Origin of the sequence: Collinsella aerofaciens (assembly GCF_015552075.1) — a bacterium.
Lineage (GTDB): Bacteria > Actinomycetota > Coriobacteriia > Coriobacteriales > Coriobacteriaceae > Collinsella > Collinsella aerofaciens_Y.
This window is the reverse complement of record NZ_JADNDZ010000052.1, coordinates 26592-43041: the sequence shown is the minus strand read 5'-3', so window position 1 is coordinate 43041 and position 16450 is coordinate 26592. Positions and strand designations below refer to the sequence as shown.

At 59.4% G+C, this 16450-nt stretch carries 15 protein-coding genes; 12 read left to right on the top strand and 3 right to left on the bottom strand.

Annotated elements, in window-relative coordinates; translation table 11 throughout:
- The first annotated feature begins 112 nt into the window (after positions 1-112).
- From rpsB to I2D41_RS03460, 10 genes are all read left to right on the top strand, one after another.
- The gene (rpsB, locus tag I2D41_RS03505; protein WP_006236109.1) at positions 113-841 is read left to right on the top strand and encodes a 30S ribosomal protein S2; all 729 of its coding nucleotides are present in this window, start codon (positions 113-115) and stop codon (positions 839-841) included.
- A 45-nt stretch (positions 842-886) separates the two neighbouring features.
- Entirely contained in the window at positions 887-1756 is an 870-nt protein-coding gene (gene tsf / locus I2D41_RS03500; protein WP_022094736.1) for a translation elongation factor Ts, read from the top strand.
- 118 nt (positions 1757-1874) lie between these two features.
- On the top strand, positions 1875-2597 hold the full coding sequence (gene pyrH / locus I2D41_RS03495; protein ID WP_040359955.1) for a UMP kinase: 723 nt from the start codon (positions 1875-1877) through the stop codon (positions 2595-2597).
- Between the two features lie 2 nt (positions 2598-2599).
- On the top strand, positions 2600-3136 hold the full coding sequence (frr, locus tag I2D41_RS03490) for a ribosome recycling factor (protein ID WP_089573404.1): 537 nt from the start codon (positions 2600-2602) through the stop codon (positions 3134-3136).
- A 1-nt stretch (position 3137) separates the two neighbouring features.
- Entirely contained in the window at positions 3138-3932 is a 795-nt protein-coding gene (locus I2D41_RS03485) for an isoprenyl transferase (RefSeq protein WP_195363557.1), read from the top strand.
- A gap of 2 nt (positions 3933-3934) precedes the next feature.
- A complete protein-coding gene (locus I2D41_RS03480) occupies positions 3935-4834 on the top strand; it encodes a phosphatidate cytidylyltransferase (protein ID WP_271741635.1) in 900 nt (299 codons plus the stop codon).
- On the top strand, positions 4834-6021 hold the full coding sequence (dxr, locus tag I2D41_RS03475) for a 1-deoxy-D-xylulose-5-phosphate reductoisomerase (protein WP_195363556.1): 1188 nt from the start codon (positions 4834-4836) through the stop codon (positions 6019-6021). Before I2D41_RS03480 ends, dxr begins: the two co-directional genes overlap by 1 nt.
- A 25-nt stretch (positions 6022-6046) precedes the next feature.
- Complete coding sequence (locus I2D41_RS03470) at positions 6047-7408, top strand: M50 family metallopeptidase (protein WP_195363555.1); 1362 nt, start codon at positions 6047-6049, stop codon at positions 7406-7408.
- Positions 7409-7421: 13 nt separating this feature from the next.
- The gene (ispG, locus tag I2D41_RS03465) at positions 7422-8504 is read left to right on the top strand and encodes a flavodoxin-dependent (E)-4-hydroxy-3-methylbut-2-enyl-diphosphate synthase (RefSeq protein ID WP_195363554.1); all 1083 of its coding nucleotides are present in this window, start codon (positions 7422-7424) and stop codon (positions 8502-8504) included.
- A complete protein-coding gene (locus I2D41_RS03460) occupies positions 8505-10226 on the top strand; it encodes a proline--tRNA ligase (RefSeq protein ID WP_229042083.1) in 1722 nt (573 codons plus the stop codon).
- A gap of 180 nt (positions 10227-10406) precedes the next feature.
- Here the strand turns inward: I2D41_RS03460 and I2D41_RS03455 are convergent, their stop codons facing one another.
- Entirely contained in the window at positions 10407-11171 is a 765-nt protein-coding gene (locus tag I2D41_RS03455; RefSeq protein WP_035138543.1) for an aminoglycoside phosphotransferase family protein, read from the bottom strand.
- Between the two features lie 87 nt (positions 11172-11258).
- Positions 11259-13907, bottom strand: a complete 2649-nt coding sequence (gene adhE, locus I2D41_RS03450) for a bifunctional acetaldehyde-CoA/alcohol dehydrogenase (RefSeq protein ID WP_117716641.1) — start codon at positions 13905-13907, stop codon at positions 11259-11261.
- Between the two features lie 350 nt (positions 13908-14257).
- Here adhE and I2D41_RS03445 point away from each other — a divergent pair, with 350 nt between their 5' ends.
- A complete protein-coding gene (locus tag I2D41_RS03445) occupies positions 14258-15025 on the top strand; it encodes a transposase (protein WP_195363553.1) in 768 nt (255 codons plus the stop codon).
- A gap of 196 nt (positions 15026-15221) precedes the next feature.
- Here the strand turns inward: I2D41_RS03445 and rpmB are convergent, their stop codons facing one another.
- A complete protein-coding gene (gene rpmB, locus I2D41_RS03440) occupies positions 15222-15410 on the bottom strand; it encodes a 50S ribosomal protein L28 (RefSeq protein ID WP_022094725.1) in 189 nt (62 codons plus the stop codon).
- A 452-nt stretch (positions 15411-15862) separates the two neighbouring features.
- Between rpmB and pyrR the strand changes: the two genes are divergently transcribed.
- Entirely contained in the window at positions 15863-16447 is a 585-nt protein-coding gene (gene pyrR / locus I2D41_RS03435; RefSeq protein WP_006236123.1) for a bifunctional pyr operon transcriptional regulator/uracil phosphoribosyltransferase PyrR, read from the top strand.
- Positions 16448-16450 lie beyond the last annotated feature (3 nt).

Genomic DNA, 16450 nt, shown 5'->3' with positions numbered 1-16450 from the left:
TTATCACGCACGCGCGGCTACTTCATACCGTGGTGCCCGGGCTTTGGTAGCACATGTCCGGGTTGGTTTTGGAGGATGACCCCGCGCGGAGGCAAACCACAGGAGGTTTAACATGGCTACCAAGATTAATATCCGCACCCTGCTCGAGGCCGGCTGCCACTTCGGTCACCAGACCCGTCGCTGGAACCCCAAGATGAAGCCGTTCATCTTCGGTGAGCGCAACGGCATCTACATCCTCGACCTCAAGCAGACCATCCTCGACGCCGACCAGGCCTACACCTTCGTCAAGAACGTCGCCAAGGGCGGCAACGTGCTGTTCGTCGGCACCAAGAAGCAGGCTCAGGAGGCCGTCAAGAACGCTGCTGAGCGCGCCAACATGCCTTACATCAACCAGCGTTGGCTCGGCGGTATGCTGACCAACTTCGTCACCATCCGCTCCCGCATCAACCGCATGGAGGAGCTCGAGGCCATGGTCGAGGACGGCCGCATGGCTGTTCTGCCCAAGAAGGAGCAGGCTGTTCTCGGCAAGGAGCTCACCAAGCTCCAGACCAACCTCGGTGGCGCCCGCGACATGAAGGGTCTGCCCCAGGCTCTCTTCGTCATCGACACCAAGCGCGAGGAGAACGCCATCAAGGAGGCTCAGCGCCTGAACATCCCCGTCGTCGCTCTGATCGACACCAACTCCGATCCCGACGAGGTCGAGTACGGCATCCCCTGCAACGATGACGCTATCTCCGCTGTCACCCTTATGTGCGAGCTCATGGCTGATGCCTGCCTCGCTGGCTCCGGCAAGGAGCAGGTCTCCGAGGCCGAGATGGCCGCTGAGCCCAAGGCCGAGTAAATCAGTCTTAGTTAATTCTTTTTCATCTCTTTGAAAGGAACCACAATGGCCCAGATTACCGCCGCTATGGTCAAGCAGCTCCGCGAGATGACCGACTCCCCGATGATGGAGTGCAAGAAGGCTCTCGTCGAGGCTGACGGCGACATGGACGCCGCTGTCGACGTTCTGCGTAAGAACGGCCTTGCCAAGGCTGCCAAGAAGGCTGGCCGTGAGACCAACGAGGGCGCTGTTGCCGCGTTCGTCTCCGAGGATGGCAAGACCGGCGCTCTGCTCGAGCTCTCCTGCGAGACCGACTTCGTTGGCTCCAACGCCAAGTTCACCGGCTTTGCTTCCAAGGTCGCTGAGGTTGTCGCTACCACCGAGCCTGCTGACGTCGACGCTCTGCTCGAGAAGCCGATGGGCGAGGAGACTGTTTCCTCCGAGCTCACCGAGATGATTCACATCATGGGCGAGAACATGAAGATCTCCCGCTTCGCTGCCCGCAAGGCCGAGAACGGCGCTCTCGCTTCTTACATCCACATGGGTGGTAAGATCGGCGTCCTCGTCGAGTTTGCTTTTGAGAAGGCCGAGACCGCTCAGGCTGAGTCCTTCAAGACCTTCGCTCACGACGTTGCCCTTCAGGTTGCCGCCGTCGCCCCGATCTGCGCTACCCGCGATCAGGTTCCGGCCGAGACCGTCGAGCACGAGAAGCAGATCTACATGGCTCAGGCTGCCGAGTCCGGCAAGCCCGAGGCCATTCAGGAGAAGATGGCTGTCGGCCGTCTGGAGAAGTTCTACAAGCAGTCCGTGCTCACCGAGCAGGAGTTCATCAAGGACAGCTCCCTCACCATCAAGAAGTACGCTGAGCAGGTCTCCAAGGAGCTCGGCGACACCATTACCGTCGTTGCCTTTGACCGTCTGGTCCGTGGCGAGTAAATAAGCTCTTGTAGCTGGTAATGAGCAGGCTGTGGGTTTTACTCACAGCCTGCTTTTTCATGGCTCTTCTTAGAGCCTTTGATAGAATGTTGAGAGTTCAATCTAAAGGAGGATCGCTTTGTCCGACATCCGATATAAACGCGTGCTTCTTAAGCTTTCTGGCGAAGCACTGATGGGCGACGGCCAATATGGCATCGACCCCAAGGTTACCGACCATCTTGCCAAACAGGTCAAGGAGCTGCTCGCCGTTGGCCATGAGGTCGGCGTCGTTGTCGGCGGCGGCAATATTTTCCGCGGCATGGCCGGCGCTGCCGGTGGCATGGAGCGTGCTCAGGCCGACTACATGGGCATGCTGGCAACCGTTATGAACGCGCTCGCCCTGCAGGATGCCTTCGAGCACAACGATGTTCCCTGCCGCGTTATGAGCGCTATCCAGATGAACGAGATCTGCGAGCCCTATATTCGCCGTCGCGCCATCAACCACCTTTCCAAGGGCAACGTCGTTATCTTTGCCGCCGGTTCGGGCAATCCGTACTTTACGACCGACACCGCCGCGGCTCTTCGTGCGTGCGAGATCGGCGCCGAGATTCTGATTAAAGCCACCAAGGTTGACGGCATCTACGACAAGGATCCCGTCAAGTGCGCCGACGCCGTCCGTTTTGACAAGATTACCTATCACGAGGTGCTCGTCCGCGGTCTGCAGGTTATGGATTCCACGGCTACGGCACTGTGCCAGGACAACCGTATGCCGATTTTGGTCCTCAACATCGATGGCGAGGACACCGTCAAGCGCGCGCTCGCGGGTGAGCCCGTCGGCACGCTCGTCTATCAGGAGGATTAAGCATGGCAGAGAACATCACCGCCCATATGGACAAGTCGCTCGAGTCCCTCAAGCATAACTTCTCCAAGGTCCGTACCGGCCGCGCCAATGCCAACATTCTGTCCGACATCACCGTCGATTATTACGGTGTTCCCACGCCGGTCACGCAGATTGCCGCCGTCAAGACCCCCGAGGCCCACATGCTGCTCATCGAGCCGTGGGACAAGGCACTTATCAACGCTATCGTCAAGGCCATCGGCGCTTCCGATCTGGGTATTACCCCCAACTCCGATGGCACCGTCGTTCGTCTGCCGTTCCCGGCTCCCACCGAGGAGCGCCGTCGCGAGCTCGTCAAGGAGTGCCGCGAGTACGCCGAGCAGGCCAAGGTGTCTATCCGTAACATCCGTCGCGACTTCAACAACAAGCTCGAGCGCGATGAGGAGCTCACCGAGGACGATGTCCGTCGCGAGCAGGCCAAGGTCCAGAAGCACACTGATGAGTATGTCGCCAAGGTCGAGGAGCTTCTGAAGGAAAAAGAAGCCGAGGTCATGGAGATCTAAGGTGCAATACGACGAGCATAAACTGGTCGAGTACTTTGCCGACGCCCCTGCGGGCGTCGGTTTTTCAGACCTTGACCTCAATAACATTCCGCACCATATCTCATGCATCATGGACGGCAACGGTCGTTGGGCCACGTCGCGCGGTCTTGCACGCACTGAGGGCCACAAGGCGGGTATCGTCTCGCTGCGCGAGATCATTACCGCCTGCGTGCGCCTGGGCGTCGACGTGCTTTCGGCCTATGCGTTTTCTACCGAAAACTGGAACCGCCCGCAGCATGAGGTCAACGTCTTGATGCACCTGTTTGCCAAGACGTTCATCGACGAGTTGCCGCTTCTGAAGCGCGAAAACGTGCGCGTTGTCTTTTTGGGTGATATTTCCGCGCTGCCCAAGAAGACCCGCGACGTTTTTGAGCGCGGTCTTGCTGAGTGCGCCAATCACACCGGCATGACGCTGGCGCTTGCCGTCAACTACGGCGCGCGTGCCGAGATTACCCGCGCTGTCCGTCAGATCGCACTCGACGCTGCCGCCGGTAAGATCGATCCTGGCTCAATTGATGACGACATGGTGGCTTCTCACCTCTATACTGCCGGTCTTCCCGATCCTGAGCTTGTGATTCGCACCTCTGGTGAGCTGCGCCTTTCGAACTATCTGCTGTGGCAGGTGGCTTATTCCGAGTTCTACGTCACCGATACCTATTGGCCCGATTTTGATCGTTGGGGCCTTGTCGACGCCATTTTGGCCTATCAGGGCCGTGACCGTAGGTTTGGTGGACTGAGCAAGACCGAGGAGGCTTAATCGTGTCCAATCGTCCCAAGGCATCTTCTCCCAAGACGCCTGCGCGCAAAGCTGCCACTTCGGGAGCGCCTGCAGCGAAGAGCGGCACCGGTTCGTGGCTGGCGGGCTTTATTACCCGTGCCGCCGCCGGTATCGTCTACGCCGTTGTCTTTATCTTGTGCTTGGTTTTGGGTATTGTGCCCACGGCCATCTTTGTTTCTGTCATGAGCGGTCTGTGCTGCTATGAGTTTTTCCGTATGACGAGGCTCGATGGCAAGATGGCTAACGAGCGCATGGGTATCGCTGCTGCCGTACTCTTTCCGCTGTCGGCGTTGGGCGATTCGATGTTGCTGAATGCCCTGCTTTTTGCCCTGATGCTCGCTGTGGGCATTTGGTATGTCTGGTCGCCGCGTACCCGCATCTCTGATGTGGCCGTGACGCTCATGGGTCCCATCTACACTGGCTTTATGCTGTCGGCTATCGTGCTGCTGCGCGATGCCGTGCCCGGTTTTGCCGGCGCCCTGCTTTCGGTGGGCATTTGTGCGTCCCTTTGGGTCTCCGATTCGTTTGCCTACATCGTGGGCAGCCGTATCGGTAAACACAAGATGGTCCCCAAGATCTCTCCCAAAAAGAGCTGGGAGGGGTTTGTTGGCGGCATTCTTGGCTCGGGTTTGATTTGGCTCATCCTGTGGGCGACGCACTTCTACAAGCTCAGCCTGCCCTATGCGCTGCTGTGCGGCGTGGTCGTGTCCGTCCTGGGCGTTATCGGCGACCTCATCGAGTCGCGCATCAAGCGCGGTGTGGGCGTCAAGGATTCCGGCAACCTTATCCCGGGCCACGGCGGCATGCTCGATCGTAGCGATTCGCTTATCTTTGGCTGCATTACCGCGCAGCTGCTTTTGATGATCGGAGGCGTGCTGTAATGTCCTTCCAGACGACGTATGGCCCCGATGGACGTCTCCGTGTTGCCATCCTGGGTTGTACGGGCTCTATCGGCACCCAGGCGCTCGATGTGTGCCGCCAGCATGCCGATCGCCTGCAGGTGACGGCGCTGTCCGTTAACTCCAGTACCTCCGAGCTCGTTGCCGCTGCCCGCGAGTTCTCGGTTCCGGCGGTTGCCGTGGCCGATGTCGCTCATGGCGATGACGCCGTGCTGCAGGAGTTGCCCGAGGGAACGAAGCTCGGCGTTGGCGCGCAGGCGGTTTGCGAGCTCGCGTGTCGCGACGATGTCGACTGCGTGCTCGTCGCTATTGTGGGCGCCGCCGGTCTCGAGGCGAGCCATGCGGCCTTGACCTCGAATAAGCGTCTTGCCCTTGCCAACAAGGAGTCCCTCGTCGTCGGCGGCGACTTGCTTATGCCGTTGGCGCAACCGGGCCAGCTTATTCCAGTCGACTCTGAGCACTCCGCCATCTACCAGTGCTATCTGGGGGAGAACCCACGCGAGGCTCATTGTATTTGGCTCACCTGCTCGGGCGGTCCGTTCTTTGGCCGCACCCGCGACGAGCTCAATCGCGTGACGCGTGCCGATGCCCTCGCACATCCCACGTGGGCCATGGGCGCCAAGATCACCATCGACTCCGCCACCCTCATGAACAAGGGCCTGGAGCGCATTGAGGCCATGCATCTGTTTAACTGCGACCTCGATTTCATTAACGTGGTCGTGCAGCGTCAGTCCAAGATTCACTCTATGGTCGAGTTTGCCGACGGCTCCGTGATGGCGCATCTCGGTGCTTCCGACATGCGTATTCCCATCCAGTTCGCGTTCTCGTATCCCGAGCGTTGGGATACCCCGGCGCCTCGTATCGATTTCCGCGAGCTGGGGCAGCTCACGTTTGATGCTGCCGACATGGATACCTTCCGCTGTCTGGCACTGGCCGAGCGTGCCGGCAAGACGGGTGGCACCATGCCGTGCGTGCTCAATGCCGCCAACGAGGTCGCCGTCGATGCCTTCCTGCACGATGGCTGCAGCTTTACCGATATCGATCGCATTGTGGAATCCTGCATGGATGCCCACGATATGCAGGCGGTCGATTCGTTTGAGCAGCTTCGCGACATCGATGCGTGGGCGCGTGAAAAGGCTGCGCAGGTACTCGCCGCAACCCGTTCCTAACCCATAAGGATTGCTTTTTCGTTTTATGGATACTGTTCTGAGCGTTCTCTCATCGGTCTTTTGGGGCCTGCTGATGCTTTCCGTCCTCGTGTTTTTGCACGAGGGCGGCCACTTTTTGGCGGCGCGTGCCTGCGGCGTCCGTGTGACCGAGTTCTTTTTGGGCCTGCCGTGCCGCTTTGACATCCATTACACGTCGCGTCGCATTGGAACCAAGTTTGGCGTGACCCCGCTGCTGCTGGGTGGCTACGCTGCCATCTGCGGTATGGATCCGACCGATGTCTCCTGCGCCGATCGCGTGCTCGCGGCTATCTACCGTCATGGTCGCGTGACCGTGGCCGACCTTGCCTTCGAGCTCGAGCTTTCCGAGGAGGATGTGCTCGAGGCTTGTGCTCTGTTGCTGGGCTGGGGCTCCATCGCTCCCTGGTATGAGGAGGGGGAGAAACCCTCGCCGAGCTACTATCCCACCAAGTATCAGACGCTGCCGCGAGACGCGGCGGGTTACACCACCTTTGACGGCCGCCGGTTCGATCGAGAGCATGCGACTGCCGAGGGCGATGTGTGGGAGCTGCCGTGCGGCGAGGCTGATTTCTTGGCGCAAGAGCGCTCGCACACTTATCTTGGCCAGGGTTTTCTCAAGCGCGCCTTTATGCTGCTCGCGGGCATTCTCGTCAATATCCTGACGGGTTTTTTGCTGCTTATGAGCATCTATTCCATTGCGGGCGTCACCGTGCCGATCGATACCAACGTGATCGGTCAGGTTGACGAGGGGTCTATTGCCGCCAAGGCGGGTATCGAGGCTGGTGATGCGATCCTTTCGGTTGACGGTGTATCGTGCTCCACATGGATGAACGTTTACGATGCCATCGGCAAGGCCGCCGGTAAGGACGATATCGCCATCGAGTACGAGCGTGACGGCAAGCAGCATTCGACCACGGTTGCGCTCAAAGAGGACGAGCGCCTAGGTGTGTATGCCTCTACGCAGGTAGTCCGTTTGGACCCCATCACCTCGGCGCGTCTGTCATTCTCCTATGTTGTGCAGACCGCGGAGGGCGTGATGCGCCTGCTCCAGCCGCAGCATACGATGGAGATTCTCGATCAGTCTTCTTCGATCGTGGGTATTAGCGTTATGTCCTCACAGGCTGCTGCTGCCGGTCCTGCCACATTCCTTTCGTTTGCCGCCCTCATTTCGTTCTCGCTTGGCTTTATGAACCTGCTGCCCATCCCACCACTCGATGGCGGCAAGCTGGTCATCGAGATCATTCAAAAGATTGCGGGCCGCGAGCTACCTCTCAAGGTCCAGACGATTGTGAGCTATGTGGGCATCGCGCTCTTTGCGCTGCTGTTTGTCTATATGCTTCGTTCCGACGTCCTTCGATTTATCCTGTAGGGGAGTGTTTGGATTGTCTTTATCCCATCCTTTGCCTCGCGAGTTGACGCGCCCCGTGCATGTGGGCGGTGTGCAGATCGGTGGCGGCGCGCCGGTGGTGGTCCAATCCATGACCTGCACCGATACCGCTGATGCCCAGGCAACGCTTGCGCAAGTGTGCGCGTTGGCGCAGGCTGGCTGCGATATCGTGCGCGTGAGCGTGCCCACCGAGGCCGCGCTTGAGGGTTTCCGCACCATCTGTGCCGAGTCTCCGGTGCCGATCGTCGCCGATATCCACTTTAACCATAAGCTTGCCATTGGTGCCGTCGAGGCTGGTGCCGCCAAACTGCGCATTAATCCCGGCAATATCGGTGATTGGGCCAAGGTCGATTCCGTTATCGATGCCGCCGGCGCTGCGGGTTGTGCGATTCGTATTGGCGTGAACGCGGGCTCGCTTGAGCAGGATATCGCCGAGCGCGACGACCTTACGCAGCCCGAAAAGCTCGTGATGTCGAGCGAGCGTTTCGTCAAGCACTTTGAGGACCGCGGATTTACGAACATTGTGCTTTCGGCTAAGGCCCATAGCGTGCAAACGACGCTCGATACCTATCGAGCCCTGTCGCGTGAGATTCCTCACGTTCCGCTTCACTTGGGCGTAACCGAGGCGGGTACCAAGCTTCAGGGCACCATTAAGAGCTCGGTGGGCCTTGGTATTCTGCTGTCTGAGGGTATCGGTGACACCATGCGCGTCTCTCTCACGGCCGATCCGGTTGAGGAGCCGCCGGTTGCCTGGGGTATTCTGCAGTCGCTGGGCCTGCGTCGCCGTGGCCCCGAGATTGTCTCGTGCCCCACGTGCGCCCGCTGCCAGGTTAACCTCATTCCCATCGCCGAGGAGGTCGCCGAGCGGCTTAAGAACTACTCCGCGCCGCTTTCTATCGCTGTGATGGGATGTGCCGTTAATGGCCCCGGTGAGGCTTCTGATGCCGACCTGGGCGTTGCTTGCGGACGTGGTCAGGCCTTGCTCTTTTCGCATGGCCAGATCATTGGTAAAGTAGCTGAGGACCAAATTGTCGACGCGCTTATGGCAGAGGTCGACAAACTTATTGAGGAGAAATAAATGACCCGAGCAATGTATATGTCTAAGCTCTATGCGCCGACGCTTAAAGAGGATCCGGCGGACGCTGAGCTCGCCAGCCACCGCCTGCTGCTCCGTGCCGGCATGATCCGCAAGGAGGCCGCCGGTCTGTATTCCTACCTGCCGCTCGCATGGCGCTCGATTCGCAAGATCGAGAACATCGTGCGCGACGAGATGGATGCCGCCGGTGCCCAGGAGCTCATGATGCCCATTATGGTCGACGCTGAGCTATGGCGCGAGTCCGGCCGCATCGACGCCTATGGCAAGGAACTCGTGCGCTTCGATGACCGCCACGGCCGCGAGTTCGTGCTGGGCCCCACGCACGAGGAGACCGTGACCGCCCTGGTTCGCAATGAGCTGCGTTCCTACAAGCAACTGCCCGTCAACCTGTACCACATCCAGGACAAGTTCCGCGACGAGTTCCGTCCCCGCTTTGGCCTGATGCGCGGTCGCGAGTTCATCATGAAGGACGCCTACAGCTTCTCTGCCACGCAGGAGAGTCTGCAGGAGGAGTACGACAAGATGAAGCAGGCCTACGCCAACATTTGCGAGCGCTGCTACATCAAGGCCCTGCCCGTTGTCGCCGACTCCGGCGAGATCGGCGGCGACACTTCCGTCGAGTACATGGCTCTGGCCGACGCCGGCGAGGCTTCACTGGTCTACTGCGACGATTGCGGCTTTGCTGCCGATGACGAGGCGGCAAGCACCAAGGTCGTCGTGACTGAGGGCCCCGGCGACGGTACGCTCACCAAGGTCGAGACTCCGGGCATGGGCACCATCGAAGCTGTTGCTAAGTTCTTTGGCTTCCCCGAGAACGGCACGCGCAAGTCGCTGGCATTGATCGACTCCGAGGGCAAGCCGGTCGTGGCCATTGTTCCGGGCGATCATGAGCTCAATGACTGCAAGGCCGAGCATGTCTTTGGCAAGGGTTATCGCATGATGACCGATGAGGAGCTCCAGACCTACGGTCTGCATAAGGGCTTTATCGGACCGGTTAACCTGCCCGAGGGCATTCGTCTGGTCTGCGACGAGAGCCTGCGCGAGTCCAAGCAGTGGGCCTGCGGTGCCAACGAGGTCGACTATCACTTTACCGGCGCCTGCCCCGAGCGCGACTTTACCGTCGACGAGTGGGCCGACCTGGTCACCGTCGTTGCCGGCGATCCTTGCCCGCACTGCGGCAAGCCGCTCTCTGCTGCTCGCGGCATCGAGGTTTCCCAGGTCTTCCAGCTGGGCACCAAGTACTCCGAGGCCATGGGTGCCACCTTTATGGATGAGGACGGCAAGGAGAAGCCGCTTATCATGGGTTGCTACGGCGTGGGCGTTTCTCGCTCGCTCGCTGCCGTCGTGGAGCAGCACAACGACGAGCACGGCATCGTCTGGCCGGTCTCCGTTGCCCCGTACGAGGTTGCGGTGATTCCGCTCGACCCCAAGAAGGAGGAGTGCGCTTCCGTCTGCGAGCAGATCGTTGATGGCCTGTGCGCCGAGGGTATCGAGGTCGTCGTCGACGATCGCGATGAGCGTCCCGGCTTTAAGTTTGCCGACAACGACCTTATGGGCTTCCCGTATCAGGTGGTGCTCGGCAAGCGTGGCCTTAAGAACGGCACCGTCGAGCTCAAGGACCGTGCCACGGGCGAGCGCGAGGACGTGGCGATCGACGAGGTCGTCACCAAGGTTGCCGAGCTTGTGAAGGCGGCACGCCGTTAATCGGCGATTTCGCTTGTAGTTCGATATACGGGACGGCCCCTGCATTTCTCCAGATCGGGGAGATGCAGGGGCCGTCCTTTTATCTTGTCGGCACGCTCAAGTGTTAAAAGGAAACCCCGCAGCCCATGCGAGCTGCGGGGTTTCCTTAGTGCCTCCGATGCGAAATAAATCGCTCAGATATTACTGATAATCGACGACGTCGATCCAGTTCTTCAGGAACTCATCGTTCACGTTGCGCTTACGAGCGAGCTCGGAAGCGGCGACGATGCTCGTCCACTGACGCACGACCTGCATGGGCATGTCGGCGCGGTCGCAGTAGAGCTCCAGGTAGGCCTCGGCCTGGTCCTTGCTGTTGAGGGCGAAGAGCAGGTAGGTGGTGGCAACGTCGGCAGCAGGGGAGCCCTGGGTGGCGTGTGCCCAGTCGCACACATAGAGCTGGCCGTCGTCGCCGACGATGACGTTGGAGGGGTTGAAGTCGCCGTGGCAGACCTTGAACTCCTTGGTCATGCCGTCCAGACGCTCCTGGAGGTTGTAGCGCGTGGTGGCATTGAGCTGATCAAGGCTGTCGATCATGCGGGCGTACTTGTCGCGCTGACGGTTGAGCAGCGGGGAGGTGTAGCCGTGGATCTCGATCTGGAGGTCGACGAACATCTCGAGGTACTCACCAAAGCGCTGGGGCTCGGCAGTCATCTTCTCGGCAAGGGTGGTGCCCGGAACCTTCTCGGTCACGAGCGCCCAGCCGTTGGCGTTCTCAAGCTGGGAAACCTCGAGCGCCTTGGGGCTGCGGATGCCGCACTCATTGATGCGGGCAAGATTCAAAGCCTCGTTGAACACGTCGGAGACAGGCTTGGTCTCGTTAAAGACCTTGACGATCTTGTCGCCCAGGTCGTAAACGACCTTGTTGCCACGGCGGACGAGCTCGGTCTTGGAATCGGGTAGCAGCATGGTTGCATCCTTTCAACGATGCGATAGAAGCGACGGCGGGGGTGTGTGAAACACCCGTGCACCCCCGCCGTTAAAACCGTGCTAAAACTAGCAGACGGCGTAATCCTGGGGCTCGCGGCCGTAGTAGGCGTCCAGGTAGAGCTCTTTGATCTCGCTCATGAGCGGGTAGCGCGGGTTAGCGCCGGTGCACTGGTCGTTGAATGCCTGCTCGGTCATCTCGTCGAGGGTGTCGAGGAAGTACTGCTCGTCAACACCGTAGTCGGCGATGGTCTTCTTGACACCGATGAAGTCCTTGAGCTCCTCGAGCTTCGTGATGAAGTTCTCGAAGACCTCCTTGTCGTCCTTGCCCTCGATGCCGCAGTACTTGGCCATCTCGGCGTAGTTGTGCAGCGCGTTGGGGTAAGGATACTGGGAGAAGGTACCCATCTTGACGGGAGCCTCGGCGGCGTTGTAGCGCATGACGCGGGTCAGGATGACGGCGTTAGCGATGCCGTGGGGCAGGTGATGGAAAGCGCCGAGCTTGTGAGCCATGGAGTGGTTGAGGCCCAGGAAGGCGTTGGCGAAGGCCATACCGGCCATGCAGGAGGCGTTGTGCATCTCCTCGCGGGCGTGCGGGTCCTTGGCGCCGTTCGTGAAGCTGGAGGGCAGGTTCTCAAAGACGAGCTTGGCAGCGCGCTCGGAGAGGCCCTTGGTGTAGTCGGAAGCCATGATGGAGACGTAGGACTCGATGGCGTGGGTCATGACGTCGATGCCGGAGGCAGCGGTCAGGCCGCGCGGGGCGGTCATGCAGTTGTCGGCGTCGACGATAGCCATGTTGGGGAGCAGCGCGTAGTCGGCGAGCGGCCACTTGATGCCGGTCTCCTTGTCGGTGATGATGGCGAACGGCGTGCACTCGGAGCCGGTACCCGAGGAGGTCGGGACGGCGACGAAGTAGGCCTTCTTGCCCATCTCGGGGAAGGTGAAGATACGCTTGCGGATGTCCATGAAGTCCATGGCCATGTCCTCAAACTTGCACTCGGGGTGCTCGTACATCATCCACATGATCTTGCCGGCGTCCATAGCGGAGCCACCGCCGACGGCGATGATGACGTCCGGCTCAAAGAGAGCCATCTGCTTGGCGCCGCGACGTGCGCACTGCAGCGACGGATCGGGCTCGACGTCGTAGAAGCAGTCGTGGGCGATGCCCATCTCGTCGAGCTTGGCCTCGATGGCGCGGGTGTTGCCATTCTTGAAGAGGAACTGGTCGGTAACGATGAAGGCGCGCTTCTTGCCCATGACGTTGCCCAGCTCGTCGAGGGCGACGGGCGTGGAACCCTTCTTGAAGTAGACCTTCTCGGGAGCGCGGAACCACAGCATGTTCTCACGGCGCTCGGCCACAGTCTTAACGTTGATCAAGTGCTTCACCCCAACGTTCTCGGAGACGGAGTTGCCGCCCCAGGAGCCGCAGCCCAGGGTCAGAGACGGCTTCATGCCAAAGTTGTACAGGTCACCGATGCCACCGTGCGAGGACGGGGTGTTGATGACGATGCGGCAGGCCTTCATGACGTGCTCGAACAGGCTGATCTTCTCGGCCTGGGCGGGGTGCACGTACAGAGAGGCGGTGTGGCCCGGGCCACCGGCGAGCACCAGGTGCTCGGCCTTGTCGACGGCCTCCTGGAAGTCCTTGGCGTGGTACATGGCCAGGACCGGGGAGAGCTTCTCGTGGGAGAACTCCTCCTTGGCGGGGTCGGTGGAGGTGACCTCGGCGATCAGGATCTTAGTCTTGGCGGGAACCTCGATGCCGGCGAGCTCGGCGATCTTGGCGGCAGCCATGCCGGGGATGCGGTGATCGAGGGCGCCGTTCTTGAACATGGCGGCACGCAGGGCCTCCATCTCGGCACCCTGCTTGACGAAGTAGCAGCCGCGCTTCTGGAACTCGGCCTTGACCTGGTCGTAGATGGTGTCGATGACGGTCACGGACTGCTCGGAAGCGCAGATCATGCCGTTGTCGAAGGTCTTGGAGTGGATGATGGAGTTGACTGCGAGCAGAACGTCGGCGGTGTCGTCGATGACGACCGGGGTGTTACCGGCGCCAACGCCCAGGGCGGGCTTGCCCGAGGAGTAGGCGGCCTTGACCATGCCCGGGCCACCGGTGGCGAGGATGATGTCGACGTCGCGCATGACCATGTTGGTCAGCTCGATGGAGGGGACATCGACCCAGCCGATGATGCCCTCGGGGGCACCAGCCTTGACGGCGGCGTCAAGCACGAGCTTGGCGGCGGCGATGGTGCACTTGGCGGCAGCCGGGTGCGGGGAGATGATGATGGCGTTGCGGGTCTTCAGGCTGATCAGCGTCTTGAAGATTGCGGTGGAGGTGGGGTTGGTCGTCGGGATGACGGCGCCCACGATGCCGATGGGCTCGGCGATCTTGGTGATGCCGTAAGCCTCGTCGCGCTCCAGGACACCACAGGTCTTGGTGTTCTTGTAAGCGTTGTAGATGTACTCTGCGGCGTAGTGGTTCTTGATGACCTTGTCCTCAAGAACGCCGCGGCCGGTCTCCTCGATGGCCATTTTCGCCAACGGGATACGAGCCTTGTTGGCGGCCATGGCGGCCTCATAGAAGATCTTGTCGACCTGCTCCTGCGTGTACGTAGCAAAAAGCGCCTGGGCCTCTCGCATCTGAGCGAGCTTAGCCTCAAGCGCCTCTACGTTGTCCACAATTGCGGGAGTAGTGTTTTCCGGTGACTTTTTCACCATTTGTGTCTCCTTGCGATCGGAGATTTACCCTACAAGATGCATGATAGCAAGAAATAATTCGGTGAACGGTCAGATTCCCGTAAAAGACAAACTAAAACGCTTCAATAAACTGAAACGTTTTAACTAGAACTATCTGCCCGCTGCATCTCCCCGCTTATCCCCGCTTATTGGGGACAGACTTACATGAGTGCTTTCACTCATTTGGGACAGACATCGTTTTGCCATTTTGCCGTTCTGGGCCTGTTATTGCCGCTTATTGGATATAAATAGGTTGCAGGCTCAGCATTTCGCGTTGCTTCTCTCCTTTTAGGTGTTGCCTGAACAGTTTTGAAAGGAGAGATTATGCCCCGATGGCCCGCCCCGTTTCGATCACCGGCTATTACCACGTCTTTGACCGCGGCAACTCCAAACAGATTATTTTTGAAGATGACTCCGACCGTTATCGTTTCTTATCGGATATCTCGGACAGGTTTGCGCGCCATGAAGTGGCGGTGTTGGCTTGGTGCCTTATGGACAATCACTTCCATTTGATGGTTGATGACCCATTTGACAACCTTTCAAAGGCAATGCAGTGCGCGCTGACGGCATATGCTAAGTATTTCAATGGAAAAACGGGGAGAACGGGACATCTGTTTGACAATCGCTATTCGCGGGTCGCGGTTGAGTCGGACACGCAGGCGGTGCAGCTGCTCGACTATATTCATCTCAATCCCGTGAAGGGTGCGCTTGACTCGCTCGATGCGTACCGCTGGTCAAGCTATAAGGCGTATCAGCTGGGCTATGATCCCTTTGACATCTGTGATGCGGCCCCTATGCTCGATATTGTCGGTGGCTCCCGTTGCTATTGCGAGCATCTCGAGGAAGTTGCCGGGCGCATCTGGTCAATGGAGGTTCTTCCACGCCGGCGGATCCCCGATGAGGAGGCCCTTTCCGTTGCGCGCGAAGTTCTGCCGAGCATAGATCCTGCACTGCTCAAAGCCCTGCCACGCCCCGAACGCGATGCGTGTCTGCTGAGGCTTAAGCGGGCGCATCTCACGGTTAAGCAAATTGCCCGTATCACCGGCATCGGCGCTACAAGCGTGACCAAGGCAACTGCAGGCTGGAAGGATGCTGCGTGAGGCAGGGGCCGGAGCCAGTCAGTGCGTCGCATGCGTGCTTCATGTCTGTCCCCAATGCGTGAAAGCACTCATGTAGGTCTGTCCCCAATGAGTGCAAAAAGGAACCCTCCGTAGGGGAGGGCTCCTTTGGTAAGTTCTATGTGAACGCGAGGTCTTTGACCCGGAGAGTCCGAGGTACTTGTTGGTAAGACCTTATTTAGGAGCGCGCAACCTTGCCAGACTTGAGGCAGGTGGAGCAAACGTTCATCTTGCGACGGTGACCATCGACGACGACGTAGACGCGCTGGATGTTGGGGCGGAACTTACGGTTGGTGACGCGGTGAGAGTGGCTGATGGAGCGACCGGCAACGGGGTGCTTACCGCAAACTTCGCAAACTTTGGACATAACTGACCCTCCTTGGGCGACAAACGAACATGTCGCGTTAACAAACAAGCCTGAACTATAGCACAGAAGCAGCTCCCTGTGCGTAATCTACACAGAGATATTCCTCTTCTGGCGATAGTGCTCACGCCACGGCCCTGGACGTAGATCCGATTTGCGTGCAGCAGAGGGGATTATGCCAGCTCGTGCGTGTGTTTTCAAGCTCGTCCCACAAATATATATAGGTTTATTGAGCATTGGGCTCCGTTTACGGATTGCTCTGTATTAATGCTCGCAATTAAGCTCGAGGTTGGCTACACTATCCCATGACCATTAAAGGGGTACGAGATACCCACATGGAATTACATAGCTGCCAAAGAGCAGCCCTTCCTGTGGGTGTCTGGTCCGCTTTAAGCGGTCGGGCATCTATTTTTTTTGACTGTGTCAGCAGTCAAGACATGTGAGGAAGGAGATCGATGGGCACGACTTCCCCCAAGGCGGTCATCATGGACGAGACCGCCGTCAATCGAGCGATGACCCGCATCGCGCACGAGATTCTCGAGCGCAACGAGGGCTGTGAAGACCTCGCTCTGGTCGGCATCGTCACGCGCGGCGACCTTCTGGCAAAGAAGCTCGCCGAGGAGATCAAGGAGATCGAGGGCGTCGACGTTCCGCTCGGCAGCCTCGACATCAGCTTCTACCGCGATGACTACGCGACCAATTTCGCTCCCGCGATCCACGCTACCAACATTCCCTTCAGCGTCGACGGCAAGCGCGTCGTGCTGGTGGACGACATCCTGTATACGGGCCGTACCATCCGCGCCGCTCTCGACGCCGTCATGGACCTGGGCCGTCCGAGCCGCATTGAGCTGGCAGTCCTCGTTGACCGCGGCCACCGCGAGCTCCCCATCTCGCCGGACTTTGTCGGCAAGAACGTTCCCTCGTCGCATGAGGAGAACGTGCACCTATATATGAAGGAAGTCGACGGCCACACCGCTGTCGAGATTAATGACGTCGCGCCGGGTTCCCACGTGGGCTCCGCGCCGCTGGGAGGTGAGTAGTAC

Bases quoted from the DNA above. Each gene is read 5' to 3' on its own strand.
- tsf (WP_022094736.1), top strand. From the start codon at position 887: ATGGCCCAGATTACCGCCGCTATGGTCAAGCAGCTCCGCGAGATGACC.
- I2D41_RS03460 (WP_229042083.1), top strand. From the start codon at position 8,505: ATGACCCGAGCAATGTATATGTCTAAGCTCTATGCGCCGACGCTTAAA.
- I2D41_RS03445 (WP_195363553.1), top strand. From the start codon at position 14,258: ATGGCCCGCCCCGTTTCGATCACCGGCTATTACCACGTCTTTGACCGC.
- frr (WP_089573404.1), top strand. From the start codon at position 2,600: ATGGCAGAGAACATCACCGCCCATATGGACAAGTCGCTCGAGTCCCTC.
- dxr (WP_195363556.1), top strand. From the start codon at position 4,834: ATGTCCTTCCAGACGACGTATGGCCCCGATGGACGTCTCCGTGTTGCC.
- adhE (WP_117716641.1), bottom strand. From the start codon at position 13,907: ATGGTGAAAAAGTCACCGGAAAACACTACTCCCGCAATTGTGGACAAC.
- rpmB (WP_022094725.1), bottom strand. From the start codon at position 15,410: ATGTCCAAAGTTTGCGAAGTTTGCGGTAAGCACCCCGTTGCCGGTCGC.
- I2D41_RS03470 (WP_195363555.1), top strand. From the start codon at position 6,047: ATGGATACTGTTCTGAGCGTTCTCTCATCGGTCTTTTGGGGCCTGCTG.
- rpsB (WP_006236109.1), top strand. From the start codon at position 113: ATGGCTACCAAGATTAATATCCGCACCCTGCTCGAGGCCGGCTGCCAC.
- I2D41_RS03455 (WP_035138543.1), bottom strand. From the start codon at position 11,171: ATGCTGCTACCCGATTCCAAGACCGAGCTCGTCCGCCGTGGCAACAAG.
- pyrR (WP_006236123.1), top strand. From the start codon at position 15,863: ATGGGCACGACTTCCCCCAAGGCGGTCATCATGGACGAGACCGCCGTC.